This window comes from Franconibacter pulveris (assembly GCF_056780215.1).
This window is the reverse complement of sequence record NZ_CM165555.1, coordinates 133,923-159,841: the sequence shown is the minus strand read 5'-3', so window position 1 is coordinate 159,841 and position 25,919 is coordinate 133,923. Positions and strand designations below refer to the sequence as shown.

Sequence of the window (25,919 nt, the reverse complement as noted above, 5' to 3'; positions counted from 1 at the left end):
TTTATTCTTCATTTATGCACACCGTCCTCACCCCACCAGAAACAGATGCGGGACGCCGGCGGTGGGGTGGTTATCTACCAGTACTTCCGCGTTGTACCATTTGGTGATGATCTCTGTCTGAATCACCTCCTGCGGCGCGCCCTGCGCCACCAGCCTGCCCTGATGCAAAAGCAGAATGCGGTCCGCCCAGAGCGCCGCCAGGTTGAGGTCGTGCAGCACCACGCAGACGTGCAGGTTGCCCCGCTGCGTCAGCGTTTTCAGCAGGCGCAGCAGTTGTTGCTGATGATAGAGGTCCAGCGCTGAGGTCGGTTCGTCAAGAAACAGCCAGCCCTGCGGCCCCTCGTCCACCCAGAGCTGCGCCAGACTGCGGGCGAGCTGCACCCGCTGCTGCTCGCCGCCGGAAAGCGCGGCGTAGCTTCGCCCTGACAGCGCGTCGCAGCCGGTCAGCGCCATGACGCTTCGGGTAATTTCCCGCTCGGCGCTTTTGCCCCATGGCGCGCGGCCCATGGCGACCACCTCTTCCACCGGCCAGTGAAACCGCAGCTGCGTTTGTTGCAGCATCACGGCGCGCTGGCGCGAAAGCGCCCCGGCGGGCCACTGGCCGAGCGGCTGCCCGTTCAGTTCGCAGCTACCTTGCTCCGGCGATAAAAATCCCGAAAGCAAACGCAGCAGCGTGGACTTGCCCGCACCGTTCGGCCCTATCAGCGCTACCATTTCGCCCGGTCTGAGCGTCAGGGAAACGCCGTCGATGACCCGTCGCCCGCCTGCCGTCAGGCGCAATGCGTTTGCCGTTAATGCGTTATCCACGCGTTTTCTCCTGGCGAAAAATAAGCCACAGGAACCACGGCGCGCCCAGCAGGCTGGTGAGCAGCCCCACCGGCATTTCGGCAGGAGACACCAGCGTGCGGGCGAGCGTATCGGCAATCAGCAACAACATCGCCCCGGCCAGCAGCGACGCGGGCGCCAGCCCGCGATGATCCGGCCCAAGCCACAGGCGCATCAGGTGCGGCACCACAAGGCCGATAAAACCGATGACGCCGCTCACCGCCACCGACGAGGCGACCAGCAGCGCGCTGCACAGCAGCAGCGAACGCTGGAGCGCCCGGACATTCACGCCCAGGTAGTGCGCCTCTTCATCGCCAAGCTGCAACAGGTTGAGTTGCGCGCTTACGCGCCAGACGGCGATGACGGAAGGCAGCATCAGCGTGGCGGTGACCAGCAGCGTTGACCACTGCGCCTGCCCGAGGCTACCCATGCCCCATAGCGAAAGCTGGCGCAGTTGGGCGTCGTTGCTTATCCAGGAGAGCACGCCGATTGCCGCGCCGCACAGCGCGTTAATGGCGATGCCGACCAGCAATAGCCTTGAGAGCGTGCCGTCGCCAGTGCGGCTCAGCATAAAAATCACCGCCATCACCGCGAGGCTGCCGAGAAACGCCGCCAGCATCGGCGCGTAAAGCATAACGATGACGGGCAGCGACAGCGGCAGCACCAGCCAGAACGCGACGGCCAGCGCCGCGCCGCTGCTGATGCCGAGCAGCCCCGGGTCCGCCAGCGGATTGCGGAACAGCCCCTGCATCACGCATCCGGCGAGCGCCAGCGACGCGCCCACCAACAGCGCCAGCAGCACGCGAGGCAACCGGATGGTGAGCCAGATCTGGCGAAGCCACTCGTCCGCCCACAGGCTGGCGAGCGGCAAACGCATTGCGCCGAAGGTGGTGGCGAACAGCGTCAATATCGCCAGCAACAGCGCCAGCAGCCAGAGACGACGCGAGACGACGCGGTTCATCAGGGCAACTGCTCCGCTTTTTCGCGCAGCGCTTTCACGGCGTCAGGCGTGCGCAGGCCAAAACCCAGTAGCGCCATGTCATCCACCAGCAGCACCTGTTTATTACGCCCGGCAGGCGTTTGCGAAAGCCCCGGCAGCTTCCACAGGTTCTCCTCGCCGCCCATCGCTTTGACTCCGTCGGCGGAAATCACCACCAGGTCCGGCTTGCTTGCTACCACACCTTCCTGCGACAGCGCCCGGTAGTGGCTGAAACCCTGCATGGCGTTTTGCAGGCCTGCCGCGCGGATCGCGCCATCCGCCGCCGTCTGCTGCCCCGCCGCCATCGAACCCATGCCGCCGTGGCTTAAGATAAACAGCACCCGCTTGTTCAGCGGCGTCGTCGGCAGCGAAGCGAGCTGCTCATGCAGCTGCTGGCGCAGTGCTTTGCCCTGCGCCGGTTTGCCCAGCGCGTCGGCAATCACGCTTACCTTCTCGTCAATCGCCGATAGCGTGTATCCCTCCGGCACCTTCACCACGTTAACGTGGCTATCCCTGACCTTCTGCAATACCAGCGACGGCTCAGCCTGGGCGCTGCTCAACACCAGATCGGGGCGCAGCGAGAGGATGCCCTCGGCGTTGAGCTGGCGCAGATAGCCGACGTCCGGCAGCGCCTGCGCCTGTTGCGGCCAACTGCTGGTGCTGTCGCGCGCCACCAGCTGCGGGCCTGCGCCCAGCGCCCAGGCGATTTCCGTCACGTCGCCGCCCAGCGTGACGACGCGGGACGCCGCCCCGGCCATCAGCGGCAGCGCCGCTATCAGCATGATGAGCTTTTTCACGCCGCGCTCCCCTGCGCCGCGAGGGCCTCCAGCTGCGCGCGCCACTGCGCCTGCTCGGGCCGCCCTTCGAGACGCTGGCCGTAAAGCTGAGCGATTTGCGTGCCGTCGGCGGCGAAGAGTTCGAGGCTGGTGACATGGCCATCCTCGGTCGGTTTACGGGTGACCCAGCTTTCCGCAATGTCGCCCTCACGCAGGTGCAGCGTGAACGCTTTATTGAAGACGTTGAGCCAGCCTTTCATCGGCGCCACTTTCTCAAGCGCGCCGGTGAAGATCTGCACGCAGCCGCGGTTGCCAACAAAAATCATGATTTCATTGCCGTCCCGCTGCACAGTCTCCAGCAATTGCGCCAGCGCATTATTGCTGACGCGGCGCGCCAGCTCGTCGCTTACCAGGCGGAACGCCTGCGGGCGCGAAAGGCGATGTTTTTTCAGAATGCCGAAGAACTGGTGGACATTGGTCATCGCCCGCCATTCCTGCTCAAGCTTCGCGTCGTCCACGGCGTCGGCATAATTTTGCGGTTCCGCAGGCTTGATGAACAGCGGCTGCGCATCTTCCACCACAAAGCGGGCCGCCAGCGCTTCCCACGCAGGCATGTCGGTTTGCGCCGTGGCGTAGACCTTCAGGATAGCGTCGCCCTGGTGGTCGAAAAACTGAATGCTCTGGCGCTCGCCGCGCTCGTTCTGCTCCCGCACATGAAAGGCGCTGGCCCACTGGCTCATAAACAGGCGCAGGTCCAGCGCCCGCGGGTTGAGCACCAGCCCGGCGTGACCGCTGAGGTGCTGATTGGTGAAGCGGCCCAGTTGCTCATGCACCGCATATTCATTGCGGCAGATGCATTTGGTGTCGCCCACCGCTTCCAGCGCCGCGAGGATGGCTCGCGCATCTTCATGCAGGCGCACCGCGTCGTGCCCGAGGCGGGCGAAGGTTAATTCCGCTTCGCTGATGCCAAACTCAGCGGCGATGTCACGGGCATACTTGCCCGGGTGCTGGGTTTTAAAGGCCTGATACTTTTGCCAGACGGAAACCGGTTCTTGTAAGGAAACACTCATCTTTTACTTCCTTCATTGGCTGAAAACCCCCGGCGACCGCCGGGGCGCAGGTAAAGCCTTATCAGAAATCAACGTTCACACCGAGCTGCCACGTGCGGCCCGGCATTACCGCCAGCGCTTTATCGTAAGCATCCTGGTTGGTGACTTCTTCAATGTTGCGGCTGCTGAGGTAATCCCAGTATTTACGGTCGGTAATGTTATAAACGCCGCCGTTCAGGCGAACGTGTTTCGCCACCTGCCAGTACGCCGTCCAGTCGAGCATGCCGTAGCCCGGCACGCGCATATAGCTGTTGCTGGCATCGGTAATGGCCGTACCGTTATTGGTGTAAGTTTCGCGGCTGGACGCCTCTGCACGCTTGCCCTTCACGAAGGTGGCGGTGAGCGCCGTGCCGTAGCGCTTCGCCGGGTCATCCCAGGCGACGCCGGCAATCAGCTTCATCGGCGCCACGCTGTCGAGGTCGATGTACTTGTCGCCCATATAGCGCGATTTGGACTGCCCTTCGGCATAGCCGTACGCCAGCGTGGCGCTCAGGCCGTCCACCTGCTCGAACCAGCTGCCGACGTTAAACTTCGCGCTGATTTCGCCGCCGTAGATGTACGCCTTGTCGCGGTTTTCCGCCTGATAAGTGGTGTAGATGTTGGACGGCACGTTGGCGAACTTATCGGGGTTGCCCGCGCGGGTGTAACGGGTATAGGCGATAAAGTTTTTGTAGCTGTTATAGAAGAGCGCGGTGCGAAGCGTCACGCCCTGCGCCACTTCGCCTTTCATGCCCCATTCCAGGTTGTCGCTGGTTTCGGTTTTAAGATCGGTGTTGCCGATAAGCGCGTACTGCGCCCTGCCCGCGTAGCTGGAGCCGAGGTTCCAGGAGCCGTAAAGCTGGCTGGCGTTCGGGAACTGCGCGCCGCGCTTGTATTGCAGGTAGGTCATCAGGCGCGGAGTAAGCTCGTATTGCAGCGTCAGCGAAGGCAGCCACTGAGTGTCTGAGTTTTCGCCATAAAGGTTGCTCACCTCAGACTCGTCCAGCACCGTGCTGTTGGTCGTCAAACTGGAAAGGTTTTTCGGTTTGGCGGATTGATGCACGACGCGCACGCCGGGAACGATCGCGAAGTTACGATCCGCGAGATCGAAATTCATCTGATCCTGCACGTAAGCGCCCAGCGTATAGCTGCGGCTGTCCGCTTCCGGCTGCATGATTTCGCTGAACGCGCTCGGCGTCGGCGACTGGCTGAACGGGCGCTCGGTTTTGGTGGTACTGGCGTTAAAGCCGACGCTCAGGTCGTGGCGGCCAACGGTTTTCACCACCGCGTTCTGGATGCCCCAGGTGTCAGTGTCGAAGTTGGAGTAGACCGTTTGCAGCGAGGCGGTGATGCTGTCCGGCATGTAAGTCCAGTCGTGCGCTTCGGTGTGCTGGTAGTAAAGTTTGGTGGACATGCTGTCGAGCCAGCTATCCATCGGCGTCCAGTCATCTTTCAGGCTCACGCCCCAGCGGCGGGTCTGGCTGGTCTGGTTCGCGTCGCCGAGAATGGCGCTGCCGCTGCTGTTCCACGCGTCGTAATGGGTGTGATTGGTTTTGTGGTAGTAGTCCACGGTGCCGGTGAGCTTGTGCGCCTCAACCGGCTGCCAGATGCCGGAGGCGAGGATGGCGTCGGAGTGCCAGTTCGCCGGGTAAGCGTCTACCGTGCCGCTGTTGTTGCGGGTTTGCTGGCCGTCGCGACGGCTGTAAACCAGAATGCCGCGCAGGGTTTCATCGCCGCCTGCTGCGGTAATGCCGTTGTGCAGGCTGCGGTCGGCAGAGTCGTAGTCGCTCTGGTAGCCGAAATACGTGGTTTTGCCGGGGCGCAGGTAGCCATCCGGCGATTTCGGCTGGAAGGAGACATTGCCGCCGATAGAGGTGTTGGCGGTTTCGGTGGAGGTGGCGCCCGACTGGATATCGATGCTGCCGTACATGTAAGGGTCGATATAGTCGCGGCCGATGCCGAAGGTATTCACCCCGGCGCGGCTGACGTAGCTGCGCCCGGTGGCGTTGGGCTGCGCAATGCCGTCCACGTCGATGCCGACGCGGTTGCTCTCCAGCCCACGGATGTTATAGCCGGTGTAGCCGCCGCGGTCGAAGCCGCTTTTGCCGTTGCCGGAGCCGCCGCTCGCGCCCGTCGCGCTGATAAGCGGCTCATAGCGCATCACCGAGCCAAAGTTATTGGCCCCTTTGTTTTGCAGATCCTGCGCGCTGAGGGTGTGCGTGCTGCCCGCTTTCCGTTCCGGCGCAGGCGCGGTCACCACCATGTTTTCAGCGCCGTCAGAGGCGGCTTCAGTCGTACGAGTGGGGTTAGATACCGTATCAGCCGCTCCTGCGGTGGTCTGATACATTGCTGCGAGCAGTGAAGTTGCCAGGATGCTCTTCCTGAACCGTCCGTGGGAAGATATCGTTACATGCATAGTCTTGGTAAGCCTTTGTATTATTAGTATGGGCTCACACTTCGCTTCCGGGTCACGGACGTTTTAAGTCGTCACGTTCGACAACCATGACCGTCCTTATCGTTCTGTTCGCAAATAGTAATGAGAGTGTTTATCATTTGCAATAACTTCACAATTTCTTCACGATCCGCTCAGAATGTTGGGTACTATCGGTGGCTTCACCCCCTTGACGGTAAGACGCTATGCAGAGCAAACCGGCCATTACGATCCACTACTGCAGCCAGTGTAACTGGATGCTGCGCGCCAGCTGGATGGCGCAGGAAATCCTTCATACCTTCAGCACGGACATCGGTTCGGTGACGCTGGCGCCAGGCACCGGCGGCATTTTCCGTATCGACATTGACGGCAATGTTATCTGGGAAAGAAAACGGGACGGCGGCTTCCCGGAGGCGGCGGAGCTTAAGCGCCGCGTACGCGATTACTGCTTTCCGGAAAAAGCGCTCGGGCATAACGAGAAAAAAGGCGAGTGAATTCCGGCAGGTCTGCCCTGCCGGGGGTTATAGCTTAGTGCGCCTGCTCGTCATCGCGTAAAAAGCAGGGGGTGGTGAGCGCTTCCACCAGATAGCCCAGCAGCTCGTACAGCAACCCCGTCAGGGTTTTCGCCATGCCCTCTTCCAGCCTGTTATCAAGCAGGAGGGTATTGAGCGCGGCGCAGTATTCGCGCAGCAAATCTTCATCCGGCGCGAAGGGCGTATCCGGCAAAGGCGGCAGCGAATCGGTGGTTAACGCCTCCTGATGCGCCGGAGAGAGCGGCGCTTGTAGCCGTTTTTCCAGCGCGTGGAGATACGCCCCGATGGCGCGGCAGACCACGGGCCGCTCGGCACGGTTTTTAGTGTCGATAAGCAGGTCAGAGAGCACTTCAAGGGTCTGCGCGAGGTCGACATAGTCGCGCTTTTCGCTGCGCAGTTCGCCGTAGACCAGCGGGTTCCAGGGGGTAGTGCGGAAGATATCGTGCAGGGTGAAGATATGTTGGGTCATGACTTTTTCCATTCGATAGTCATTTGCTTTTCGCGACCACCTGAGACGCCAAACTCAGGTGGCAGCCCGGACAGGGTTGGCGTACCAGTTGAATGGATACTGGCGAACCTTGCGGTTCCCCTGCCCGAGCCGCCGCTGAGAGTATACCCTGAAAAAGGGTAGCAACGGGGTACGACACGTAAGACGCAGCGCGTCTTGTATCTCCATTCATTTTTCAGGACGCCAATCCCGGCGTCTGATTTTGCAGACGCGGGAGCAGATTACGGCTGTAAATTTGTACAGGCAAGATGAGGCGGGGAAATTCGGAGTTTGGCCCGATAATATTTATTTACAGGTTAACGGTGGGGGGACGATTTACTTCCTGCGCGTATTTTCCCGGTCGGAAATAACGGCTGGAGAATAATCGCTTCATTGAAAATATATAAAACAGGGCATAACGCCGTCACGTCATCGATATTTTCCGCGATCAGCTTTATATTTGTTTTAAAGACGGGAATGTCCGCATCATCCGCCAGCACGAAAACCGGCTGATTATTAAGAAGGCCGGAATTAAGGAACGCATCCAGACTCTCGTGATCGGCATGATCCATTTCAGACCATGCCACGCCGCCATGTGGGGAAAGGTAGCCTGAAAGGATATTGATAGCCACTTTTTCCTGCTCACCTTCAACGATGTGGAAGTCAGCCTTCAGCGCGGCTTTGCATTCTTCAAAGAGTGTCATAGGGTTAGCCAGGAGAAAAAACGGCCGGGAAATAATCATTAATTTTATCGTTATCCAGTACCCGATCAACCGTGAAATCAAGGGTGCTGGATACAGCGATACCACCGCGAAGCGCTGGCGGGAAATCGTCAACCGAAGCAAATTTTGTGGGAACTATAAACCTGAAATAATCACCCATTTTCGTTTCACCTTCATATCCAAAAGGATAGTCTTGCCCCGGGGAAGAGCCTTCTATTCCCCAGTAAATAAATAACCCTTTATTGATTGCCAGGTTAGCATCGCTGTATTTTCCTGATTCTGACCACTCATTTTTTAATTTATTTATAATATATTCTTTATTGAGATTATCTCTGAAACGCCATGCAGAAAATAAATCCACCGTAAAATCACCGCCTTTATCAGCGGGATAAGTTGAATAATCAGGAGACTCTTCCCAGACGAACTCGCTCATACTGTCAAGCAGCGCTTCAACGTTATCAATACGTAGCAAGGCCTCAGGTAAATCACCAAAGCAGTTGTTAAGCATACAAGCTATTCGTCCTGGTTGATCCATCGCGAACCATGTGTAGATTGCGCCAAATCCTGGCGCCCAGTCCGGCTTAAGAACGCTCATGTTTGCTCTCTTTATTAAAAATATTAGAGGAAGCGCAGTGCGACCAGCCACATACAAAGCCACGCATCCGTTTTATCTTCTTGATATAAACATCAATGCTACCCTTTTAGTTTAGTCAGAATAACATCCTCGTCGGCTGTACATATCCCATGAGAGATACACAAGCAACCCTCGTTTTCTAAAATACTAAACCCACCTTCCTCGCATTCAAAATAGACACCTACACTCCCGTCTTCAATCCCCCTAATTCTATATTCATAAATATCGATTATTTTCTGCCCGACATAACGAGCTAATTCATCAGCGGCTTGTACTGGGTAAGCAAATTCATCGTCAATATCAGCAAGCTCCAGAAGAAGAGGCTCTGAATCTTCAAGTGAAAGCGTTATAGTACCTTCACCAATAGTTAATGACGCCCAACCAGAAACAGAGGTTTGGAAAAAAAGCACTAGTGCCTTACAAATCAACTCATTTCCTATAAAGAATGAGCGGTATCTGAAATCTCTAAAAAATTCATCTGTCAGCATGTTCCTTCCCTGACGCTCTGACGTTGTTACAGGGATCAGAATATTTAATTCCTCCGTCCCGGCTGTTAACAATCTGTTTTGGCCTCTTAAACTGCTTATACTATATTTAGCTGCACCTGTTCGCCATCAGGAATGTTTTTTATCTTCGGGGCGATAGCTGCTATGGAAAGCATGGCATCTACGCTTTCCGCCACGTAAAGGTTATCGACGCTAAATTCTCCGCCCAGGATAAAAGGCAACTTAGGCGCCAGACGGTAACCTGTCGGAATAGCGCCATAAGCAATTTGCCAGTCATATGCGAGCGGATAACTGGTCAGGCCGCTAAACAGTGGCTTTCAGGGCGTTGTGAAGACAGGCTTTCACTGCAAATGGACAATAATTTTTCAGTGAATCTACCCATATTTTTCAACTCCCCCACAGCCTGGATAATCAATGCGGATTTGTATCTCACCCGCCACGCTGACTTCCGCCACGCCCGGCTTACTTACAACGGCTCAAAGCCAGCCGCAAACCGGCGCCAATTTCAGCAGGCGAACTGTTTGTCGAAAGAATAACATCCTCAATGCCATCGCCTTTAGTCCGCCCCCAGGCTTCTAACTTTTCATGGCGCGTTGGGATTATCGTAATGGTATCGTTCACGCAGTGCACAGTGCATTTTTTCATATCTTTAAATAACGTTTTTTTGGTCTTATATTGATACTGCTCTAGCAACATAGCTGTCCAATTTTTATATCTTTCTTTAACTTTATCGGCATCAAAAAAAGCCGCACGCTCTTCGCGTACTACCAGACTTCTGCTATCCGACAATGCCTGTAAAATAGCGTCACCTATGCGCATATTATCAGCGTCTGGTGGAAGCAAACGAGAAGGGAACAAAGCGTCCCTTCCGGTCATGCCTAGCCCAGAATAAGTATCAATGCAAAAAAAATCATTCGTTATAAAGACATTAGCCCAGTAATCCTGGTTTTGGTTAAATTTCATTTTTTCCTTAACTGCCGCTTAATATATTTTCTGCTCAACTCAAATTTATTACCCTGCGCCTGTATCATTATAGCCCAGACATCCTTTTATTTAAGCGATCTTCGGAGTTGGACCTGGGCTATGCATTAATGAAATACATTTCAATAAGTGAGCTTGTTACGCATTAATAATACAAACCAGGCCACATAGAGCAATCTTGACAACCACAATAACAGAAGGCACTTTGACAGTCCTCCTCTCAAGAAAAATTCTTTTATAAAAAGAATTTTACCATTACTATTATAAACCAACCCAGAAAAGAACTTCCCGTGCACAATAAATAAAATAACAGCAAGCACACCAGGAATATTATTAAGAAGCGCTATAGGATCGTTCGCCCTGCTAAACTCCAGCGCAAGACCAAAGCAATAAATAAAAATCAAAAGCAAAGCTGCCAGGTTCGATCCAGTATTCCTGCCAAAAAAAAGATAGTCACTAAAAACAAGAACATCCTTCCCTGGTTTAGCGCCACCCAAAACTTTATAGACAAAAAGAAAAAATATAATTGCCAAAGCTGCCAGCGATATAGCCAACCCAACAGCACTAAAATAAAAGAAATAGTTATTAGAAATCATGATGTTATATCTCCCTGGTCGATTCTCCATCTATATCTATACTCAAAAGTGGTAATTTAGATTCACCGCTCACGCCAACCGATGGTCCGAATCCAACTGAGAGGCCTATCCCGTCTTTACTCCCAGTGACAGTAGCGCCTCCAACAAGCCAACCAAAATTATAAGCATGTTATCTCAGCTTTTACATGTACTCTAGGGAATTTGCAACAGTAGCTCCAGCCGGATAATTATTCACAGCTTCCAGAATGTAATTAGCCGTCATAGCCTCTGTTATACCAAAGCCACATTAAGATCGCTCTATATTCTACCGCATTTCTAATTTTAGGCAGAGGCAGAGCCTGAAAAACAGACTCATTATAAAAAAACAATATTATATATAAGCTTAATCATTTAATCTTAAGCGCAACGAGATACCAACCTCTGCGAGTACTTTCTCGACTTCATGAAAAAAAAACATTACTTCATCTGGAGGATTGCTTTTGAAATATATTTCAATCCTTTTTTTGGCATCTTTATGAACTGTAGGAAAATTAGATTTTATTTCTCCTCCTTCTATAAATCTAATGTATGAGTTTATTTTCTCCTGCAACTTATACAAATGTTCATTAGTTGCGCTCCCCCATGCCAGATGATCAGAGATAGCCAGACTAACAACGTCTGGCTCGTTTTCAGGTATCCCCATAAAATCTATCTTATTAATATCTTCTACTGACATATTTAACCTTTGCCTTTATCTGGTGTTACCACATTAACTTTAGCAGGTGGAATTAAAATTCCTCTTCAAAACCGGGCTTACCCGCTCCAGAAATCACTCCACCATGCTTCTCAATTTCAGGATAGCCAATTTTCTGATTAGGTGTCAGCGGCGCCGTTGCCGAGCTTTTACATTCAATGCAGAAGATGTTCCCATCACTATCTTTAGTCATTATATCCACTCTGACATTCACCCCGCTTCCGCTTTTTATTGTAACTTCACGCGCCGTATCGGTCATTCCCTTGGCATATTCTTGAAATTTACTATCTTCAAAAGCTTTTCCTTGTTCATAATTCTGACGAATTTGATTAACCGGATTTAACGAGGGTATGGCATTTTTTGAAGTATTATCAAATGTATAATAACTGCCATTATTGCTATAGATAACATTGCCTAAAAGTTCTGTCTTCCCTGTATTAGTATAGATTCCACCTTTGGGGCCGATCACAGTGTTACTGACGGGATGCCGATAAAGATTCGGGTGATGACCGACTGCATCGTCATCACCACCCGGAACAGCCGCGAGCTGTGGGGCTGCGCCGAGGGGCTGAGCGTGACTTACGTCAACAGGCCAAAAATGCCCCAGTGGTTTAAGACCTTCCCTGGCGCGCGGAACGACACCGGCGATTTGTTGGTGATTAAGCGCAGGGATGGGTATTTTGCCTGACGGCTGGTAGCTAGATCCCGGACACTCTTCAGTGGCCGGGAGATTTCAACTAGTTTTTGGGTATATAGTCAGGATCTTCTTCATCACTATCCCAAAATTGATTTGGTATTGCGTACTCTCCATCTTTTATTACAGGGCACCATCCAAAATCATTATAAAAAACATAAAGATCAACCACTTCATAGCTATCTTTTGTCTTCTTGTTTAACGTTATTAAAGCGGGCTCATTGTGGGTATAAGCCCCGCCGGCTTTCGCTATTGCTCGCTCTTCTAAGCGTTGTCGATCCCATTCATGCATAATCCCCGCCGTGCATGGGACAACCGTAGAAAAGATAACTTCGAACTTATCAGCCACTTTAATAGTGCAGGGTATGTTCTTCTGTTCTGGTAGCAGCCCAGTTATCAAATTATTTGGGAAATTAATTTCTAATATCATCTTTGCCAACTTTTGGGGACAACAACTTCCCCTGTAAAATTTTTCTCGAATGTGCTAACAAGGCTAAAATATTGCTTATCCCAGGGATCTCTTATTGCTACAACTGATATACCATTTCGTGTTGTAACGCCATCTACAACAACAAAGTGAGAAAAACTGCTGCCTCCGGTTTTATCAGCAATACGAGCAATGAAAGGCGTACCATTAGCAGTGTAGCGAGATAAATCGCTAACGCCTCGGTTACCCCATGCAACAGCATTAACCCCTTCCGATTTTAATATATTGGAGACTTGTAATGATGTTATGCCTCCTGGTGTAGGGGGGTATTGGATATTAAACTAACAATATCCATAAGTTTACCCATTGTATCCAATACCATTCCGCATGAATTATGACCACATGTCGGTAACGCCCCCTGATTGAAAACAGTCCTATCACCATTGCGTGGAAGAGCATCATCTAATAATGGATGCCTACTGCCAGCCATTCCCGCAACATCATCCGCTACATTAGTGGCAGTTCCTTTTCCCGTTGAAGCGGTGTTAGTTGGTTTTCCTCCCGGCAAAATCTTGGCGGGTATAAAAGCGCCAGATATTATCCCTGATCTGTTCTTTCCACCGTTCAGCGCTTTCTTTCAGTGACTCCCGGTCCTTATCCCCAGCCATCGAGTTATTCTCAACCGCATTTTTCCCTGCCTGCGCGCCGGCAGCGCCTGCAGCGCCTGCAGCGCCTGCCAGCGCATTGTGTCCCTGAAGCTCCGCCACGACGGCTCCGGCGATGGCATGGGCAATCGCTTTACTGCCCTCGTCCAGGTTCAGCTTATGGCCGATAATATCCGCCAGGTACGGCGCTGCGCCGCCTGCCAGCGCCGACTGAACGTCACCGCCTGGACGGCCCGCTGGTTCGCCTGGTCGCGAATGGTGATGGCGCCATTCTACTGCAGACTGCGTCGTGCCTTCGACGTGGCTGCTGCCGCACAACTGAAGCGCCGCAACCCACCACCCGCTGCGAGTACTACAGCCGGGCCGTGCATAAGGCGATATTTTTACGCGGCGAGTGGATACTGCACGCGGGATTTACTGACGGGATGCCGGTTAAGATACGGGTGATGTCGGACTGCATCGTTATCACCACCCGGAACAGCCGCGAGCTATACGGCTGCGCAGAGGGGTTGAGCGTGACTTACGTCAACAGGCCAAAAATGCCCCAGTGGTTTAAGACCTTCCCCGGCGCGCTCAATGACACCGGCGATCTGCCGGTGATTAAGCGTGGGGACGGGCATTGCGGGTAAAGACTAATAGCATGATCCAGGCGATCAAGTCGGGATCTCTATCAGTATTATTTGTTACTGATATATATTGCATTACTTTCAGGTGGAACAACATTATCCCATCCCATCACGTCTAAAATAATCTTTGCTAATACCCTCGTTTTATTCCATTCATCGCTATAACTGAGAGCATCATCATTCCAGTACTGAAGATTAGCCGGTCCACTAATTGATAACATATAATCATCTAATGTTTTAATAGCCTGTTTCTGGGCGTCTGTTAGCTGAGCTTCATTTGTTTCATCTAAAGCAACTTCCCATTCTACTGCTAACTGATCTGCCACATTTACAAATTCAGGAAACAATTTTTTTTGCACTTCATATGGCTGAGCAAAAGATTGTGTTATCCATTTAATTTTATTCATATTATTTACTCTTTTGGCTTATCAATAATCGTAGCCTTTTCTCCAGGTGTTGGCTTATAAGAACTTGGATCTACAACTTTCATAGTCCCTTGTATTGTAGTCGATACTTTATAATAACTTCCTCCATGACGCCCTCCTCTTAGATGATATTGAATCTGGCTGATTTCTGGATGGCCTTTAACTTCACTAATAACAGCCTGACCAGAACCTCGCGTAGATTGCCTGACATTAACCTGATAACCAGCCGCCTGAATATCTTTGACAATATCATCAGTTGAACGTCCCCAGATTACTTGAGGCGATTTTGTAAACACGCAACGCCGTGTAAGCTTTTTCGTTCAGCTTAATTTGAGTACGCATCTGTGCCACGCAAGCGGTGTCTCCCGCATCCCAGCATGATTTCAGCTTCAGGATATTTTATGCTGATTCTTTGACCATATCCTTACGAACACTCTGCTCACAGGATGGGTTTCCGTTACAACCTTTGAGTTGCTCGGTGAAGTCCTTCGGTCTTCCCTGACTCAAGAAGTTATTCTCAACCGCATTTTTCCCGGTCTGCGCACCGGTTAACACACTGGCGCTGCTGTCTCCGGCAATGCCGCCAGCAAGCCCTGCCGCAAGCGTTGAGAAAGCGCTGATGGTCTGCTTCTGTTCTTCGGTCAGGTCCGCTGCGCTTTTGTCCGGGAACATCTGCTCCAGCAAGATGTTAGCTGCCTGTTCCCCTGCCACCGCACCGGCAGCGCCTGCCAGAGCATTGCGTCCCTGAAGCTCCTCCACAACGGCTCCGGCGATGGCATGGGCAATCGCTTTACTGCCCTCGTCCAGGTTCAGCTTATGGCCGATAACATCCGCCAGATACGGCGCTGCGCCGCCTGCCAGCGCCGACTGAACGTTGCCGCCCGCCAGGCCCGCTGGTTCGCCTGGTCGCGAATGGTGATGGCGCCATTCTACTGCAGACTGCGTCGTGCCTTCAGCGTGGCTGCCGCCGCACAACTGAAGCACCACAACCCACCACCCGCTGCGTGTTCTACAACCGGGCCGTGCGTAATGCGATATTTTTACGCGGCGAGTGGATAGAACAGGCGGGATGTATTGTGGAATGCCGATAATAACCAGGGTGATGCCGGACTGCATCGTTATCACCACCCGGAACACCCGCGAGCTGTACGGCTGCGCCGAGGGGCTGAGCGTGACGTATGTCAACAGGCCAAAGATGCTCCAGTGGTTTAAGACCTTCCCCGGCGCGCTGAACGACACCGGCGATTTGTCGGTGATTAAGCGTGGAGATGGGCATTGTGGGTAGCCTGACGGCTGATAAACAGATCCCGGCGCAGTGGCCGGGAGCTGTTCAGGCAAGTAGATCTAATTTTGTTTCATTCAAAATACATATAAATTCTTCTAATGAGAATTTCATTTCTATTGATTCTGGTAGTAATCGACTATCAGTAAAAAACTCAACCTCAACCGCGTTAGCACCTTTATCTTTATTAAGCTGACAGAGTATTTGCCCCTTATAAGATATCTCTGCGGTCAGTTCTTCGTACCGGGAGTCACTAAAAAAATCCACACTAAAATCACTTTTCATACATGTTATCTCTTTGGATCTAAGAAGCCTGAGAATGAGCCATCAGAGTTATAGCGAACGCCCCTGCCATCAGGTAAACGGTATTTCACACCACCTCTTGAAAGATCTGTTCTAACAGTTCCCTTATTGTTCAATACCTCATTTACGAAGTTACCAGCCGCTTCATTTTTCTGAGCGGTGCTCCCTTTCAAAGGATCGAATACCCTTCCTGGCCTTTCTGCATGTTTTCCCATGCACGCGCTGCTGCGGATAATCCTTGATTACTAATTGGTTGATTAGCCGAAGAGGTAAGATCTTCCTTTTTGGATTTATCATCAAAATTACTGGATTGAGTTTGTTTACCCCGTCCATTCTCCTCATCCTGCGGCTCCCAGCCATCCGGCGTGCCTGACCCCGCACCGCCTAACTCTACCTTCTCTGCATCAGTCAGATCCTTGCCGATGTTTGGATGTGAGGCATTCCCGGAACCGTACTTATCCTGCAACGAGCTGAGATACTTTCCGGTGATCTCATCGTTACCCATCATTTCAAGGGTAACAAGATGATCCAGCCCATCAGCGGTCAGTTTGTCGGCAAGCGTTTTCGCCTCGGCGCCAGTAATACCGGCCTTGCCTCCAATTTCCAGCAACTGCTCAGCAATCTTCGTCCGGCAGGGTGCCGCAACCGCACATCCTTCAACCAAAGCTTTGCCCAAGAAGTTATTCTCAACAAAAACCTCATGCACTGATTTTAAATACTAATCAGAAAAAAGTTGGTTTTGCGTGGGGTGTGATGTTTCGGTTTATTATTAATAAGCCGGGTTAAATAATGATTTGCGAGAGGGGGTTTTTATTTACAGACGTGTTTCAGACGCTGACAAGCAGCGTTAACTGCGCGTTTGTAAGGCCAGATTTTGGGTGTCGGGGCTTCGCCCTGACGGAATAGTTTTGGAGTGCCGATTATGGCGGCACTCCAAAACACATCTTGTCTGGCTATGTGGGAATTCAGAAAAAATATTTAACATTACTCTTTCATCAAAGATAGTTTATCTAATTTCCCGCTTTGATTAAATTCCATATGCATATATCCTTCTTTTATTTTATATTTTATCCATCGATTAAGATAGCCAAGTAAAGGATCTGGTTTCCCCCCACCGCTTTTTATTGGCATGCCTAGCTCATCAATAATACTATTTTCCATATTACCATACACAGGTAGTTCATTTGTATATGATGCGAAACCTTCACTTGGCTCTATAAACAAAGATATCTGTGTTACATTTTTTTCATCTGCAAGCAGTAAAATACCTTGATCAAAAAATGAATAGTATGTTACCTCACCTAATATGTCTGATGATATATTAGGCAATACTCCGATCTTCTGCGGCAGTGAAATGAATTTACTATCGGTCTTTTCACAACCTAAAATTTTTTTTAGTTCTTTCCAGTCTAACATTATTTAATCACTCCGGTCTGCCGGTTTCGCTCAATAATCTTATCAATTGCTTTATCAACATCCTGTGTATCATAGCCACGTTCGAGCATATTTATCCTTAAAGCATCAGTATCTCGGCAAACAGCTCCACATAAATCTAAAGCATCATGCTCAACTTGAGCTGCTGTATTTTTTCCGCCATGTGTAGGCCCTGCTCTGCGAACATCTTTAGGAACTTCTACTGCCATGGAATTTTGATACAGAGTTTTTTCCTCGCCGGGAGTTAATTTCCTAGCTAATTCATTTTCTTTCGCTTTTTTAAGTGCTGCAAATGATGATATATGATCATGATGCTCCAGCCCATCACCAACTACTTCACGATTTTTCAATTCTTTGTATGAATCAACATCAAGTGCCTTAACATGTTCAATCTTATCATTGGCTTTGTTAATCAGTTTAGATGCAGTTTCGAGATCACCAGCTTTGAGGGCTTTTTCGGCCCCTTTGATAAGAACGCCTGCTTCATCACCTAGCCCTGGCAAAATGCCAACGACCGCGGCCAGATAACCCAGCGCACTGTCCGCTTCCTGGAAGCTTTTGATATTACCGTAAACAGGAATAAAGTCGCTGCCCGCTTCCGCAAATCCTGCCAGCAGCTCATCGCGGTGCGCATCCATTTTCGCACCGCAGGCATCGGCACTTATCCCGGTACAGTTGATGCACTGCATCTGCATCTGCATCGGTCATGCTGTTTTTCGCAAGATCGCTCACAATGACGCTTTTCACCCGAAGGACTGCACACAGAGACACACGGACACGCATCAATAAATAAAATGACATAGAACACGATTATTACCTTACGGGATATCGGAGGCAGCCATGATTTCAATTTTTTGACGGTATGCCGATAACGGTACTCTTAAAACATATCTTGTCTGGTAGTGAACAGACTCAGGCTACATAAATCCCGTCAATTAAAGACGGGATAGTATAAATGGTAAAAAAATTAATTTAGGTGAGCTTCAATTCGCTTACATAAAAACTCATAGAAATTATTTGCATAATGAAGTGAACACCCAGATGGTAACCTCTGAAGTATCGGGCATTCTTCATTTTTAAATTGCGAGTAGTCAAAATAGAATGTTTCACCAAAATCAGTTTCACTCACAACCAGCTGATTTTGTTTTGCTGTGCCATTTTTTAAATCAGTTAGGTGCTGATAGACAATATCTCCACCACAGACACTATCAAAATCCACTCCATATATACTATATATTTCCTCGCCACCAATTTCACCGCCACCATACTCCTTTAAAAACGTTTTATAGGATGACGTAAATGGAAGACCAAGAATTTTTTCAGCTTGATTAATCCACTTACTATCAACGGCATTTTCAGCACGGCCAAAATCAACTAAATCACTGTGATTAGCAATAAGCTTCGCAACATCTGACAACGTAAAATCGCTCATAGTTTATTTACTGTATTCCGCAGCACGTTGCTGCCAATATTGACTTTCCCACTTATCAAACACTGGTCGATTGATCCCTGATGGTATTGTATTAGGATTTATATGAATAACTGCACTGTTTTTTTGAGGGAATGACTGAGTCACTTCCGCAATAAGCCCATTTTGGCTCTGCGTCATATGGTGCAGGTTCACTGATTTACCATCAGCTCCTATCGGAGCCCTTCCCGATGCCATTCTTTCAATATTTGTACCTGTTACAGTTTTTCCTTTTTCCTTCCAAGAGGACACATGGTTAGGATCAAATAGATCATTACGTTGATAAACTTTATTACCACTAAACTCAACTGGTTCTGCTGACCAGAACTTTCTTTCCTGACCAAAGTATTTCGCAGAACTGATATCATCGCCAGCTCTCGTGATTAGTTTAGACGCAGCCTCAAGATCGCCCGCTGGTTCGCCTGGTCGCGAATGGTGATGGCGCCATCCCACCGCAGACTGCGTCGTACCTTCGGCGTGACCGCTGCCGCACAACTGAAGCGCCGCAACCCACCACCCGCTGCGTGTTCTACAGCCGGGCCGTGCGTAATGCGATATTTTTACGCGGCGAGTGGATAGAACAGGCGGGATTTATTGTGAGGATGCCGATAAAGATCCGGATGATGCCGGACTGCATCGTTATCACCACCCAGAACACCCGCGAGCTGTACGGCTGCGCCGAAGGCTTAAGCGTGGCTTACGTCAACCAGCAGAAGATGAAGCGTTGGCTGGAAGGATTTCCGGGGGCGCTGAACGACACCGGCGATCTGCCGGTGATTAAGTGCGATCGTTATGACTGTCTGCTTCGCAGTCAGTGACGGTTAAAAGGTAAAAATCCCGGCTCGATGGCCTGGATCTTTCTCCACTAAAAACTAATTCAATTTATTAATTAATTGAAGCACTTGATCATATAGTTGTTTATCATCCAGTTCATATTCTTCTCGATCCGGTTCTGGATTATATAAATCAGCTAAACAAAAGATGCTAGATAAACACTCACTTAATCTTTCGTCGTCTTTCAAAATAATATGATTATCACGTTCTATTCGCCATAATTCTATATAAGCATCAGCAAACACTTCAGCTGATAATCTTTCTTTAATGAAAGACTTAGCAAATTCTAAAATCACAACGCTCATCCTAAGACTCCATTTTTCATAAAATTGTCATATTGCGGGGTGCCTGGTGTAAGTTTAAATCCTGTGACGAAAGCACCTGAGCTATCAAGAACAACTGCATTGTTAGTCGCTGAATTAAAGAAAACTTTTGAATCTTTCACAAACCCATAACTACCTTGCTCTACTGTTGCTGTATCTCCCATATGGTTCCTGATAGCAGCCTCATATTGACTAAGTGTTTCCGGGTTCTTCTTCGTAGTCATCGCCAACACCGCCCGGCACGATAGCTTCCGATACCTGGATACCGACGCTGTTCAGACACAGTACAACATTACCGGCACATGACTGGATTACCGCCTGCGCCGCCGCCGCGATTTCCGGTGTGGCCGCGGCCAGTATACCGCCGCCAAGACCCGCCGGAAGCGCCACCGTCAGCGCATCCTGCATCGCCAGCCCTTTCTGGCACGACGCTGAACCGGGGTCTGTGCTACAGGAAGCAATATTCTTCGCATGTTCCCTGACAGCCTGCGCCTGTCCTTCCTCGGTTCCACCACCCAGAAGGTTATTCTCAACCGCATTTTTCCCGGTCTGCGCGCCGGTTAACACACTGGCGCTGCTGTCCCCGGCAATGCCGCCAGCAAGCCCTGCCGCAAGCGTTGAGAAAGCGCTGATGGCCTGTTTCTGTTCTTCGGTCAGGTCCGCTGCGCGTTTTCCCGGAAGCCTGAACGTTATGCGCTTCACCAAGAAAGCGGTGCAGTAGCCGAAGGCGTTTTCGGGGCGCTTAATGACACCGGCGATCTGTCGGTGTACAAGCTCGGGGATGGGCGTTTTGCTTGATGACTGATAATACGATCCCGACGATCAAACCGGGATCGCTTTTGTTAAAAATAGAAAAAAATCCCTGTATTGAATTTGATAGCAAGGCTAATTTGGGATAATAACTTGTTCAAAATATCATCACTCGGATTAAATAATATTGTTTCCTTAGTGATCGCTTGTGCTTGGTAGAGATCATTTAGGCCAATTATTCCTTCGTCTTCGTAATCATCAATATTCTTCCCCAGCTTTTCATTGATTAAGGTAAGTACGCCAGTGTTCCATAACTTCTTATAATCACTTTCATCAAGAAACACCTCTACAAGATCATCATCCATACACTCGTCATACTCAAGGCGCTCCATGGCAACCGCATTTACAGGAACTGACAGACATTTCATATTATTTTTTCCTATCAATGTTAAAATGAGTTACTTCGTTATATTCACCCTGAGATCTACCAGTTTGCTTACCATTCTCCAACGTTTTGTTATTAGGAATATTTCCATCAAGGTCTAAATATGCCCTTTTCCACTGGCATTGGGATTATAAATACGAAGTAATTTCCTGATGTGTCTTCTACAACCTGAATACCCGTTTGACGATTGGTGTAAATGCGTTTTCCTTTTTCTGTTGTTGTAATAACAGGATTGTTACCAGCGAATTTTTTAATAGCAGCATTAAGGTCACCAGTAGGCCAATTACTTGAGTATTGTTGTGCTCTTTTTGCTCCACCAGTAACATTAGTAGCGTTAGTCTTATTACTAACTTTAGAACCAATAACGCTCATAGCCGTTTCGATCAGCATCATATTCCGCTGATCTTCTTTGGTTTTCTGAGCGGCGTCTTCCGGTGAAAACCCTTGATTCACCAGTTCCTTCTCTCGAAGCTCTGCATTGAAGAAACCGGACAGAGGGCCACCACCCCCACCCAGCCAGCTCATATATTCAGAGCGACCAATTTTATCGTTATCCACTCTCCCGCCAAAAGCTAACTCTCTGGCTAAGTCATGGTTGATAAACGCCAGTTCTTCACGGCTCAGCTCCCCATTCAGAGCCATCTGTTTCAGGGTTTCGATGGTCTTGTCGCTGGCCTGACGGTATTCCTGCCAGACGGTCTGTTTACAGCTGTCATCCTGACAGGCGGCAAGCTTATCGCGCATATCTTCAACAGAAGGCAGATTCTTATCAAGGATCTTCTGGCTTAATTCTTTGGCTTTACCACAGGCTTCTGCTGACATCGTCCGGCAATCACCGAGGTCACGGGAGGCCAACGCATTATTCTCAACAACTTTATCCGTCGTGAAGTCAGCTGCACAAGAACCCATTTTTCCCTATACTTTCCGTGGGTTATAACAGACTTCCCTGCCACCTTTGCGCTGCCCAGTCATCAGCCCTCGACACGCGATTTTGGCCTCAGGCACACTACCGCCACGCCGTGAACTTTCCGCCTTCAACTCCCAAATCATGACAGAGTTTGCAGCCCCTCCCATTAGCGGCCTGACTCTGGTGCCACAACTGACGATTAAGGGGGCGTGGCTGGAGCCACTCGGATTTACCTCCGGGCAGAAGCTCGAAATGCTCACCATGGCGGGCCAGTTGATAATCAGGCTGGCGGCTGGATGGTAACCAGCTGACCTATAAAGTAAAATCCCAGTTCCAAGGCCGGGGTTTCACCATTTACATCTGTAATTTCCAAAAATTCATGCCATTAATAAGCCAGTATTGCTCTTTGTCTGGTACTAACAAGCCAAAATCACTCTTTGCTTGAGCGTTCCAATCAGGAGGTACAGACGCTTCGTGACTTCTATCCCAATCAGTATGACGGTATATTTTTTTATCAAAATTAATATAAAACTTAGGTAGCCGCATTCTCCAGCTGTCCCACTCAACTGATACTGGCTCTGTTAATGTGGATAAAAATTTCTCAACATAATCATAAAAACTGACAAGCTGCTCATCATATCTATTCAGTGTGAAGAAGGTTCTCATCCAGTCAACCGTATAAATAGCAACGTCATTTCTTGTTATGTAATCTTTAAAGCTATCCTTAGATAATACAGGGACTCCATTTCTGAATGAATTTACAGCCTCGTCATACAGGGACTCTTTCATCCACCCTTTAACTATGTACGCCTTATATTCCGGTCTAACATCGATGCAATAATTATCTTTATTATCAATGATATAATAATGAACACCATCCACAACAAAGATAGCTATATCTTTATCACCATTAAAAATGGCATCGAGTAAATTCTGATAATCATTTGTTAAATTCATTCAGAAATTCCTCCTTCGTTAATACACGAGCTTTTGATGAGTTTTGCTCTATCAACCTATCCCAAACCTTAGGTAACTCAAGAGAAACACTAGGTTGGCCTTTTGTAGGATCGACAATCTTAGGAGCATCTGGATCTTTCGTCACCCCAGGAATCGGCTTCTGAGGTACTGCTGCCTCCATTATTTTTTTATGGAGAGCCGCATCGACTTCACTTCTCGGTGCTGCTCAGATAGTTATTCTCAGCCGCATTTTTCCCTGCCTGCGCGCCGGTTAACGCACTGGCGCTGCTGTCTCCGGCAATGCCGCCAGCAAGCCCTGCCGCAAGCGTTGAGAAAGCGCTGATGGTCTGCTTCTGTTCTTCAGTCAGGTCCGCTGCGCTTTTGCCCGGGAACATCTGCGCCAGCAAGATGTTAGCTGCCTGTTCCCCTGCCACCGCACCGGCAGCGCCTGCCAGAGCGTTGCGTCCCTGAAGCTCCGCCACGACGGCTCCGGCGATGGCATGGGCAATCGCTTTACTGCCCTCGTCCAGGTTCAGCTTATGGCCGATAACATCCGACACCGCAGACTGCGTCGTGCCTTCGGCGTGGCTGCTGCCGCACAACTGAAGCGCCGCAACCCACCACCCCAGCCGGGCCGTGCGTAATGCGATATTTTTACGCGGCGAGTGGATTGGACAGGCGGGATTTACTGACGGGATGCTGGTAAAAATCCGGGTGATGCCCGACTGCATCGTCATCACCACCCGGAACAGCCGCGAGCTGTGGGGCTGCGCCGAGGGGCTGAGCGTGACTTACGTCAACAGGCCGAAGATGCTCCAGTGGTTTAAGACCTTCCCCGGCGCGCTGAACGACACCGGCGATGTGCCGGTGGTTAAGCGCGGGGGTGGGCATTGTGGGTAAGCCTGACGGCTGATAAAACGATCCCGGCGCAGGAGCCGGGATCATTTAATATAGCTAACTTCCTTGATAAAACGTCAAAGATGGTCCATATCCCACATCATCATCGAATGATTCAACAATAAAGACTTTCTCAGGAAAAGTTTCTTTTAAAGCCATCTTCCATGAGCATTTCATTGCTTTACATACCTGCCTAAAAATCGAGTCAGATACATCATCCGCATTACTTCCAAAAAGATCATAAATATGAATATGATTTAGCACTTTTTCTATTAAAGTATTTTCCCCTGATAATTTATCCTTCCATTGAAGAAAATTATTTTTCTCATACCTATCATAAAGAAGAACACAGTCATCAACAATAATAAAATCAGGTATGAGCAGTTGCTGAATACATATTAATAAATCCTCAGGGTGGCAGCTATCACTTATATATTCACCAAGCCCTACTGAATTAGGATCTTTCCATTGAGATCTCCATGTCTCATATCTTTTCAGATCATGAGGAAGATCAATTAGAGAGAATTTTTTCATGGAATTTCATCCCGTTGTGCCGGTCTAGGTAATGATTTTGTTGAAGGTGATTGTACTCTAACTTGGCCATCAGGCAGAGTATTACGTCCGTATTCAACCACGTGAGGAGTTGGTACTTTAGCATGAGCAGCGCCTGAAACATCGACTCTCTTAATTATCATTCCATTTGCATCATAAACAGCATAGCTAGTTATATTGCCCTGATTATCAGCCCGGTAAACAGTACCATTCTTAGGTCCATTTTCAAGGCTAAACCTGCCGCTTACCTGTACTGCGTTTTCTAATGGGTCACCCGCTAAATTTGAAGCTTTCCTTGGAGAAATATTTGTAGTGACATTAGTCGTGTTAGTCTTATTACTAACTTTAGAACCAATAACGCTCATAGCCGTTTCGATCAGCATCATATTCCGCTGATCTTCTTTGGTTTTCTGAGCGGCGTCTTCCGGTGAAAACCCTTGATTCACCAGTTCCTTCTCTCGAAGCTCTGCATTGAAGAACCCAGACAGAGGGCCACTACCGCCACCCAGCCAGCTCATATATTCAGAGCGACCAATTTTATCGTTATCCACTCTCCCGCCAAAAGCTAACTCTCTGGCTAAGTCATGGTTGATAAACGCCAGTTCTTCACGGCTCAGCTCCCCATTCAGAGCCATCTGTTTCAGGGTTTCGATGGTCTTGTCGCTGGCCTGACGGTATTCCTGCCAGACGGTCTGTTTACAGCTGTCATCCTGACAGGCGGCAAGCTTATCGCGCATATCTTCAACAGAAGGCAGATTCTTATCAAGGATCTTCTGGCTTAATTCTTTGGCTTTACCACAGGCTTCTGCTGACATCGTCCGGCAATCACCGAGGTCACGGGAGGCCAACGCATTATTCTCAACCGCATTTTTCCCTGCCTGCGCGCCGGTTAACGCACTGGCGCTGCTGTCTCCGGCAATGCCGCCAGCAAGCCCTGCCGCAAGCGTTGAGAAAGCGCTGATGGTCTGCTTCTGTTCTTCGGTCAGGTCCGCTGCGCTTTTGTCCGGGAACATCTGCTCTAGCAAGATGTTAGCTGCCTGTTCCCCTGCCACCGCACCGGCAGCGCCTGCCAGAGCATTGCGTCCCTGAAGCTCCTCCACAACGGCTCCGGCGATGGCATGGGCAATCGCTTTACTGCCCTCGTCCAGGTTCAGCTTATGGCCGATAACATCCGCCAGATACGGCGCTGCGCCGCCTGCCAGCGCCGACTGAACGTCCCCGCCCGCCAGGCCCGCTGGTTCGCCTGGTCGCGAGTGGTGATGGCGCCATCCCACCGCAGACTGCGTCGTGCCTTCAGCGTGGCTGCCGCCGCACAACTGAAGCGCCGCAACACATCACCCTCTGCGAGTACTACAGCCGGGCCGTGCATAACGCGATATTTTTACGCGTCGAGTGGATACTGCACGCGGGATTTACTGACGGGATGCCGGTAAAAATCCGGGTGATGCCCGACTGCATCGTTATCACCGCCCGGAACAGCCGCGAGTTGTGGGGCTGCGCCGAGGGGCTGAGCGTGACGTACATCAACAGGCCAAAGATGCTCCAGTGGTTTAAGACCTTCCCCGGCGCGCTGAACGACACCGGCGATCTGCCGGTGATTAAGCGCGATCGTTATGACTGCCTGCTTCGCAGTCAGTGA

40 protein-coding genes and 5 pseudogenes are annotated in these 25,919 nt (G+C 50.2%); 10 read left to right on the top strand and 35 right to left on the bottom strand.

All coding sequences use genetic code 11. From position 1 onward, the window contains the following. Window positions 1–27: 27 nt before the first annotated feature. The 5 genes from ACU4F7_RS00845 to ACU4F7_RS00825 form a co-directional block, all read right to left on the bottom strand. Window positions 28–807 carry a heme ABC transporter ATP-binding protein gene (locus ACU4F7_RS00845; RefSeq protein ID WP_029590806.1) on the bottom strand — a complete coding sequence of 260 codons (780 nt, stop codon included), beginning with the start codon at window positions 805–807 and terminating at the stop codon, window positions 28–30. Further along, window positions 800–1,786 (bottom strand): FecCD family ABC transporter permease, encoded by a 987-nt coding sequence (locus ACU4F7_RS00840; protein ID WP_481637855.1) that lies wholly within the window; start codon window positions 1,784–1,786, stop codon window positions 800–802. Before ACU4F7_RS00840 ends, ACU4F7_RS00845 begins: the two co-directional genes overlap by 8 nt. Continuing rightward, a complete protein-coding gene (locus tag ACU4F7_RS00835; RefSeq protein WP_414842458.1) occupies window positions 1,786–2,586 on the bottom strand; it encodes a heme/hemin ABC transporter substrate-binding protein in 801 nt (266 codons plus the stop codon). Before ACU4F7_RS00835 ends, ACU4F7_RS00840 begins: the two co-directional genes overlap by 1 nt. Window positions 2,587–2,597: 11 nt before the next feature. Next, entirely contained in the window at window positions 2,598–3,650 is a 1,053-nt protein-coding gene (locus ACU4F7_RS00830) for a hemin-degrading factor (protein ID WP_481637854.1), read from the bottom strand. Between the two features lie 61 nt (window positions 3,651–3,711). Continuing rightward, window positions 3,712–6,084, bottom strand: a complete 2,373-nt coding sequence (locus ACU4F7_RS00825; protein WP_481637853.1) for a TonB-dependent receptor domain-containing protein — start codon at window positions 6,082–6,084, stop codon at window positions 3,712–3,714. A gap of 221 nt (window positions 6,085–6,305) precedes the next feature. Between ACU4F7_RS00825 and ACU4F7_RS00820 the strand changes: the two genes are divergently transcribed. After that, window positions 6,306–6,593, top strand: a complete 288-nt coding sequence (locus ACU4F7_RS00820; RefSeq protein ID WP_029590812.1) for an Rdx family protein — start codon at window positions 6,306–6,308, stop codon at window positions 6,591–6,593. A gap of 34 nt (window positions 6,594–6,627) precedes the next feature. Here ACU4F7_RS00820 and ACU4F7_RS00815 read toward each other — a convergent pair whose 3' ends face one another. The 8 genes from ACU4F7_RS00815 to ACU4F7_RS00780 form a co-directional block, all read right to left on the bottom strand. After that, window positions 6,628–7,101 carry a hypothetical protein gene (locus ACU4F7_RS00815; RefSeq protein ID WP_481637852.1) on the bottom strand — a complete coding sequence of 158 codons (474 nt, stop codon included), beginning with the start codon at window positions 7,099–7,101 and terminating at the stop codon, window positions 6,628–6,630. A 335-nt stretch (window positions 7,102–7,436) separates the two neighbouring features. After that, the gene (locus tag ACU4F7_RS00810; protein ID WP_481637851.1) at window positions 7,437–7,823 is read right to left on the bottom strand and encodes a CDI toxin immunity protein; all 387 of its coding nucleotides are present in this window, start codon (window positions 7,821–7,823) and stop codon (window positions 7,437–7,439) included. A gap of 4 nt (window positions 7,824–7,827) precedes the next feature. Continuing rightward, window positions 7,828–8,436 carry a hypothetical protein gene (locus ACU4F7_RS00805; protein WP_481637850.1) on the bottom strand — a complete coding sequence of 203 codons (609 nt, stop codon included), beginning with the start codon at window positions 8,434–8,436 and terminating at the stop codon, window positions 7,828–7,830. Between the two features lie 98 nt (window positions 8,437–8,534). Next, window positions 8,535–8,963, bottom strand: a complete 429-nt coding sequence (locus ACU4F7_RS00800) for a hypothetical protein (protein ID WP_481637849.1) — start codon at window positions 8,961–8,963, stop codon at window positions 8,535–8,537. A 480-nt stretch (window positions 8,964–9,443) separates the two neighbouring features. Beyond that, on the bottom strand, window positions 9,444–9,944 hold the full coding sequence (locus ACU4F7_RS00795; protein WP_481637848.1) for a contact-dependent growth inhibition system immunity protein: 501 nt from the start codon (window positions 9,942–9,944) through the stop codon (window positions 9,444–9,446). A 140-nt stretch (window positions 9,945–10,084) separates the two neighbouring features. Then, window positions 10,085–10,558 (bottom strand): hypothetical protein, encoded by a 474-nt coding sequence (locus tag ACU4F7_RS00790; protein WP_029590817.1) that lies wholly within the window; start codon window positions 10,556–10,558, stop codon window positions 10,085–10,087. Between the two features lie 382 nt (window positions 10,559–10,940). Continuing rightward, a complete protein-coding gene (locus ACU4F7_RS00785) occupies window positions 10,941–11,273 on the bottom strand; it encodes a DUF6572 domain-containing protein (RefSeq protein WP_029590818.1) in 333 nt (110 codons plus the stop codon). 52 nt (window positions 11,274–11,325) lie between these two features. Continuing rightward, window positions 11,326–11,760, bottom strand: coding sequence for a hypothetical protein (locus ACU4F7_RS00780; protein WP_481637847.1), 435 nt, complete (start codon window positions 11,758–11,760; stop codon window positions 11,326–11,328). Between the two features lie 9 nt (window positions 11,761–11,769). On the opposite strand from ACU4F7_RS00780, the pseudogene ACU4F7_RS00775 reads away from it, so the two are divergent. Continuing rightward, window positions 11,770–11,979 (top strand): annotated as a pseudogene (locus ACU4F7_RS00775) (SymE family type I addiction module toxin); the annotation flags it as partial. Between the two features lie 49 nt (window positions 11,980–12,028). On the opposite strand, the gene ACU4F7_RS00770 reads toward ACU4F7_RS00775, so the two are convergent. The 3 genes from ACU4F7_RS00770 to ACU4F7_RS00760 all read right to left on the bottom strand — a co-directional run bounded on the left by ACU4F7_RS00770 (window position 12,029) and on the right by ACU4F7_RS00760 (window position 13,395). Next, window positions 12,029–12,415: a hypothetical protein gene (locus ACU4F7_RS00770; protein ID WP_029590822.1), complete on the bottom strand. Its 387-nt coding sequence runs from the start codon at window positions 12,413–12,415 to the stop codon at window positions 12,029–12,031. Further along, window positions 12,412–12,696: a cysteine peptidase family C39 domain-containing protein gene (locus tag ACU4F7_RS00765; RefSeq protein WP_481638770.1), complete on the bottom strand. Its 285-nt coding sequence runs from the start codon at window positions 12,694–12,696 to the stop codon at window positions 12,412–12,414. Before ACU4F7_RS00765 ends, ACU4F7_RS00770 begins: the two co-directional genes overlap by 4 nt. Before the next feature lie 261 nt (window positions 12,697–12,957). Further along, on the bottom strand, window positions 12,958–13,395 hold the full coding sequence (locus ACU4F7_RS00760; protein WP_481637846.1) for a hypothetical protein: 438 nt from the start codon (window positions 13,393–13,395) through the stop codon (window positions 12,958–12,960). A gap of 47 nt (window positions 13,396–13,442) precedes the next feature. Between ACU4F7_RS00760 and ACU4F7_RS00755 the strand changes: the two are divergent. Together ACU4F7_RS00755 and ACU4F7_RS00750 are read left to right on the top strand one after the other, a co-directional pair. Further along, window positions 13,443–13,502, top strand: a pseudogene (locus tag ACU4F7_RS00755) (hypothetical protein); the annotation flags it as partial. Then, complete coding sequence (locus ACU4F7_RS00750; protein ID WP_481638772.1) at window positions 13,503–13,706, top strand: hypothetical protein; 204 nt, start codon at window positions 13,503–13,505, stop codon at window positions 13,704–13,706. It abuts the pseudogene before it with no gap. A gap of 47 nt (window positions 13,707–13,753) precedes the next feature. On the opposite strand, the gene ACU4F7_RS00745 is transcribed toward ACU4F7_RS00750, so the two are convergent. The 3 genes from ACU4F7_RS00745 to ACU4F7_RS00735 all read right to left on the bottom strand — a co-directional run bounded on the left by ACU4F7_RS00745 (window position 13,754) and on the right by ACU4F7_RS00735 (window position 15,115). Next, on the bottom strand, window positions 13,754–14,110 hold the full coding sequence (locus tag ACU4F7_RS00745) for a hypothetical protein (RefSeq protein WP_481637845.1): 357 nt from the start codon (window positions 14,108–14,110) through the stop codon (window positions 13,754–13,756). Between the two features lie 5 nt (window positions 14,111–14,115). Continuing rightward, the gene (locus ACU4F7_RS00740) at window positions 14,116–14,424 is read right to left on the bottom strand and encodes a hypothetical protein (protein ID WP_481637844.1); all 309 of its coding nucleotides are present in this window, start codon (window positions 14,422–14,424) and stop codon (window positions 14,116–14,118) included. 103 nt (window positions 14,425–14,527) lie between these two features. Further along, window positions 14,528–15,115, bottom strand: coding sequence for a VENN motif pre-toxin domain-containing protein (locus tag ACU4F7_RS00735; protein ID WP_481637843.1), 588 nt, complete (start codon window positions 15,113–15,115; stop codon window positions 14,528–14,530). Window positions 15,116–15,209: 94 nt separating this feature from the next. Between ACU4F7_RS00735 and ACU4F7_RS00730 the strand changes: the two genes are divergently transcribed. Next, the gene (locus ACU4F7_RS00730; RefSeq protein WP_481637842.1) at window positions 15,210–15,413 is read left to right on the top strand and encodes a hypothetical protein; all 204 of its coding nucleotides are present in this window, start codon (window positions 15,210–15,212) and stop codon (window positions 15,411–15,413) included. 45 nt (window positions 15,414–15,458) lie between these two features. On the opposite strand, the gene ACU4F7_RS00725 is transcribed toward ACU4F7_RS00730, so the two are convergent. The 6 genes and pseudogenes from ACU4F7_RS00725 to ACU4F7_RS00700 form a co-directional block, all read right to left on the bottom strand. Next, window positions 15,459–15,695 carry a hypothetical protein gene (locus ACU4F7_RS00725; protein ID WP_049291994.1) on the bottom strand — a complete coding sequence of 79 codons (237 nt, stop codon included), beginning with the start codon at window positions 15,693–15,695 and terminating at the stop codon, window positions 15,459–15,461. A gap of 5 nt (window positions 15,696–15,700) precedes the next feature. Continuing rightward, window positions 15,701–16,404, bottom strand: a pseudogene (locus ACU4F7_RS00720) (hypothetical protein); the annotation flags it as partial. A gap of 293 nt (window positions 16,405–16,697) precedes the next feature. After that, complete coding sequence (locus ACU4F7_RS00715; protein ID WP_481637841.1) at window positions 16,698–17,129, bottom strand: hypothetical protein; 432 nt, start codon at window positions 17,127–17,129, stop codon at window positions 16,698–16,700. Further along, on the bottom strand, window positions 17,129–17,848 hold the full coding sequence (locus tag ACU4F7_RS00710; RefSeq protein WP_481637840.1) for a hypothetical protein: 720 nt from the start codon (window positions 17,846–17,848) through the stop codon (window positions 17,129–17,131). The genes ACU4F7_RS00715 and ACU4F7_RS00710 overlap by 1 nt, the downstream gene beginning before the upstream one ends. A gap of 266 nt (window positions 17,849–18,114) precedes the next feature. Then, entirely contained in the window at window positions 18,115–18,579 is a 465-nt protein-coding gene (locus ACU4F7_RS00705; RefSeq protein WP_481637839.1) for an SMI1/KNR4 family protein, read from the bottom strand. Window positions 18,580–18,582: 3 nt separating this feature from the next. After that, window positions 18,583–19,068 carry an HNH/ENDO VII family nuclease gene (locus ACU4F7_RS00700; protein ID WP_481637838.1) on the bottom strand — a complete coding sequence of 162 codons (486 nt, stop codon included), beginning with the start codon at window positions 19,066–19,068 and terminating at the stop codon, window positions 18,583–18,585. A 71-nt stretch (window positions 19,069–19,139) separates the two neighbouring features. Between ACU4F7_RS00700 and ACU4F7_RS00695 the strand changes: the two are divergent. Continuing rightward, window positions 19,140–19,217: pseudogene (locus ACU4F7_RS00695) on the top strand (hypothetical protein); the annotation flags it as partial. Further along, a complete protein-coding gene (locus ACU4F7_RS00690; protein WP_481638771.1) occupies window positions 19,218–19,433 on the top strand; it encodes a SymE family type I addiction module toxin in 216 nt (71 codons plus the stop codon). A 54-nt stretch (window positions 19,434–19,487) separates the two neighbouring features. Here ACU4F7_RS00690 and ACU4F7_RS00685 read toward each other — a convergent pair whose 3' ends face one another. The 5 genes and pseudogenes from ACU4F7_RS00685 to ACU4F7_RS00665 form a co-directional block, all read right to left on the bottom strand. After that, a complete protein-coding gene (locus ACU4F7_RS00685; RefSeq protein ID WP_024560417.1) occupies window positions 19,488–19,754 on the bottom strand; it encodes a colicin immunity domain-containing protein in 267 nt (88 codons plus the stop codon). Further along, a complete protein-coding gene (locus tag ACU4F7_RS00680) occupies window positions 19,751–19,936 on the bottom strand; it encodes a hypothetical protein (RefSeq protein WP_481637837.1) in 186 nt (61 codons plus the stop codon). Before ACU4F7_RS00680 ends, ACU4F7_RS00685 begins: the two co-directional genes overlap by 4 nt. A 352-nt stretch (window positions 19,937–20,288) precedes the next feature. After that, window positions 20,289–20,441, bottom strand: a pseudogene (locus ACU4F7_RS00675) (VENN motif pre-toxin domain-containing protein); the annotation flags it as partial. A gap of 173 nt (window positions 20,442–20,614) precedes the next feature. Beyond that, on the bottom strand, window positions 20,615–20,950 hold the full coding sequence (locus ACU4F7_RS00670; protein ID WP_481637836.1) for a hypothetical protein: 336 nt from the start codon (window positions 20,948–20,950) through the stop codon (window positions 20,615–20,617). A 107-nt stretch (window positions 20,951–21,057) separates the two neighbouring features. Beyond that, on the bottom strand, window positions 21,058–21,876 hold the full coding sequence (locus ACU4F7_RS00665) for a hypothetical protein (protein ID WP_481637835.1): 819 nt from the start codon (window positions 21,874–21,876) through the stop codon (window positions 21,058–21,060). Between the two features lie 139 nt (window positions 21,877–22,015). On the opposite strand from ACU4F7_RS00665, the gene ACU4F7_RS00660 reads away from it, so the two are divergent. Continuing rightward, on the top strand, window positions 22,016–22,177 hold the full coding sequence (locus ACU4F7_RS00660) for a SymE family type I addiction module toxin (RefSeq protein WP_481637834.1): 162 nt from the start codon (window positions 22,016–22,018) through the stop codon (window positions 22,175–22,177). A gap of 51 nt (window positions 22,178–22,228) precedes the next feature. On the opposite strand, the gene ACU4F7_RS00655 is transcribed toward ACU4F7_RS00660, so the two are convergent. The 3 genes from ACU4F7_RS00655 to ACU4F7_RS00645 are packed head-to-tail and all read right to left on the bottom strand — an operon-like array spanning window position 22,229 to window position 23,562. Further along, window positions 22,229–22,831 (bottom strand): hypothetical protein, encoded by a 603-nt coding sequence (locus ACU4F7_RS00655; protein WP_481637833.1) that lies wholly within the window; start codon window positions 22,829–22,831, stop codon window positions 22,229–22,231. Next, window positions 22,815–23,012 (bottom strand): hypothetical protein, encoded by a 198-nt coding sequence (locus tag ACU4F7_RS00650; protein ID WP_481637832.1) that lies wholly within the window; start codon window positions 23,010–23,012, stop codon window positions 22,815–22,817. The genes ACU4F7_RS00655 and ACU4F7_RS00650 overlap by 17 nt, the downstream gene beginning before the upstream one ends. A gap of 28 nt (window positions 23,013–23,040) precedes the next feature. Then, a complete protein-coding gene (locus tag ACU4F7_RS00645; RefSeq protein ID WP_481637831.1) occupies window positions 23,041–23,562 on the bottom strand; it encodes a VENN motif pre-toxin domain-containing protein in 522 nt (173 codons plus the stop codon). Between ACU4F7_RS00645 and ACU4F7_RS00640 the strand changes: the two genes are divergently transcribed. Beyond that, the gene (locus ACU4F7_RS00640; RefSeq protein ID WP_481637830.1) at window positions 23,468–23,731 is read left to right on the top strand and encodes a SymE family type I addiction module toxin; all 264 of its coding nucleotides are present in this window, start codon (window positions 23,468–23,470) and stop codon (window positions 23,729–23,731) included. The genes ACU4F7_RS00645 and ACU4F7_RS00640 overlap by 95 nt on opposite strands. 54 nt (window positions 23,732–23,785) lie before the next feature. On the opposite strand, the gene ACU4F7_RS00635 is transcribed toward ACU4F7_RS00640, so the two are convergent. Continuing rightward, a complete protein-coding gene (locus ACU4F7_RS00635; RefSeq protein ID WP_481637829.1) occupies window positions 23,786–24,262 on the bottom strand; it encodes a hypothetical protein in 477 nt (158 codons plus the stop codon). Further along, complete coding sequence (locus tag ACU4F7_RS00630) at window positions 24,259–25,554, bottom strand: VENN motif pre-toxin domain-containing protein (protein ID WP_481637828.1); 1,296 nt, start codon at window positions 25,552–25,554, stop codon at window positions 24,259–24,261. Before ACU4F7_RS00630 ends, ACU4F7_RS00635 begins: the two co-directional genes overlap by 4 nt. Window positions 25,555–25,643: 89 nt before the next feature. Between ACU4F7_RS00630 and ACU4F7_RS00625 the strand changes: the two genes are divergently transcribed. Then, window positions 25,644–25,919 (top strand): SymE family type I addiction module toxin, encoded by a 276-nt coding sequence (locus ACU4F7_RS00625; RefSeq protein WP_481637827.1) that lies wholly within the window; start codon window positions 25,644–25,646, stop codon window positions 25,917–25,919.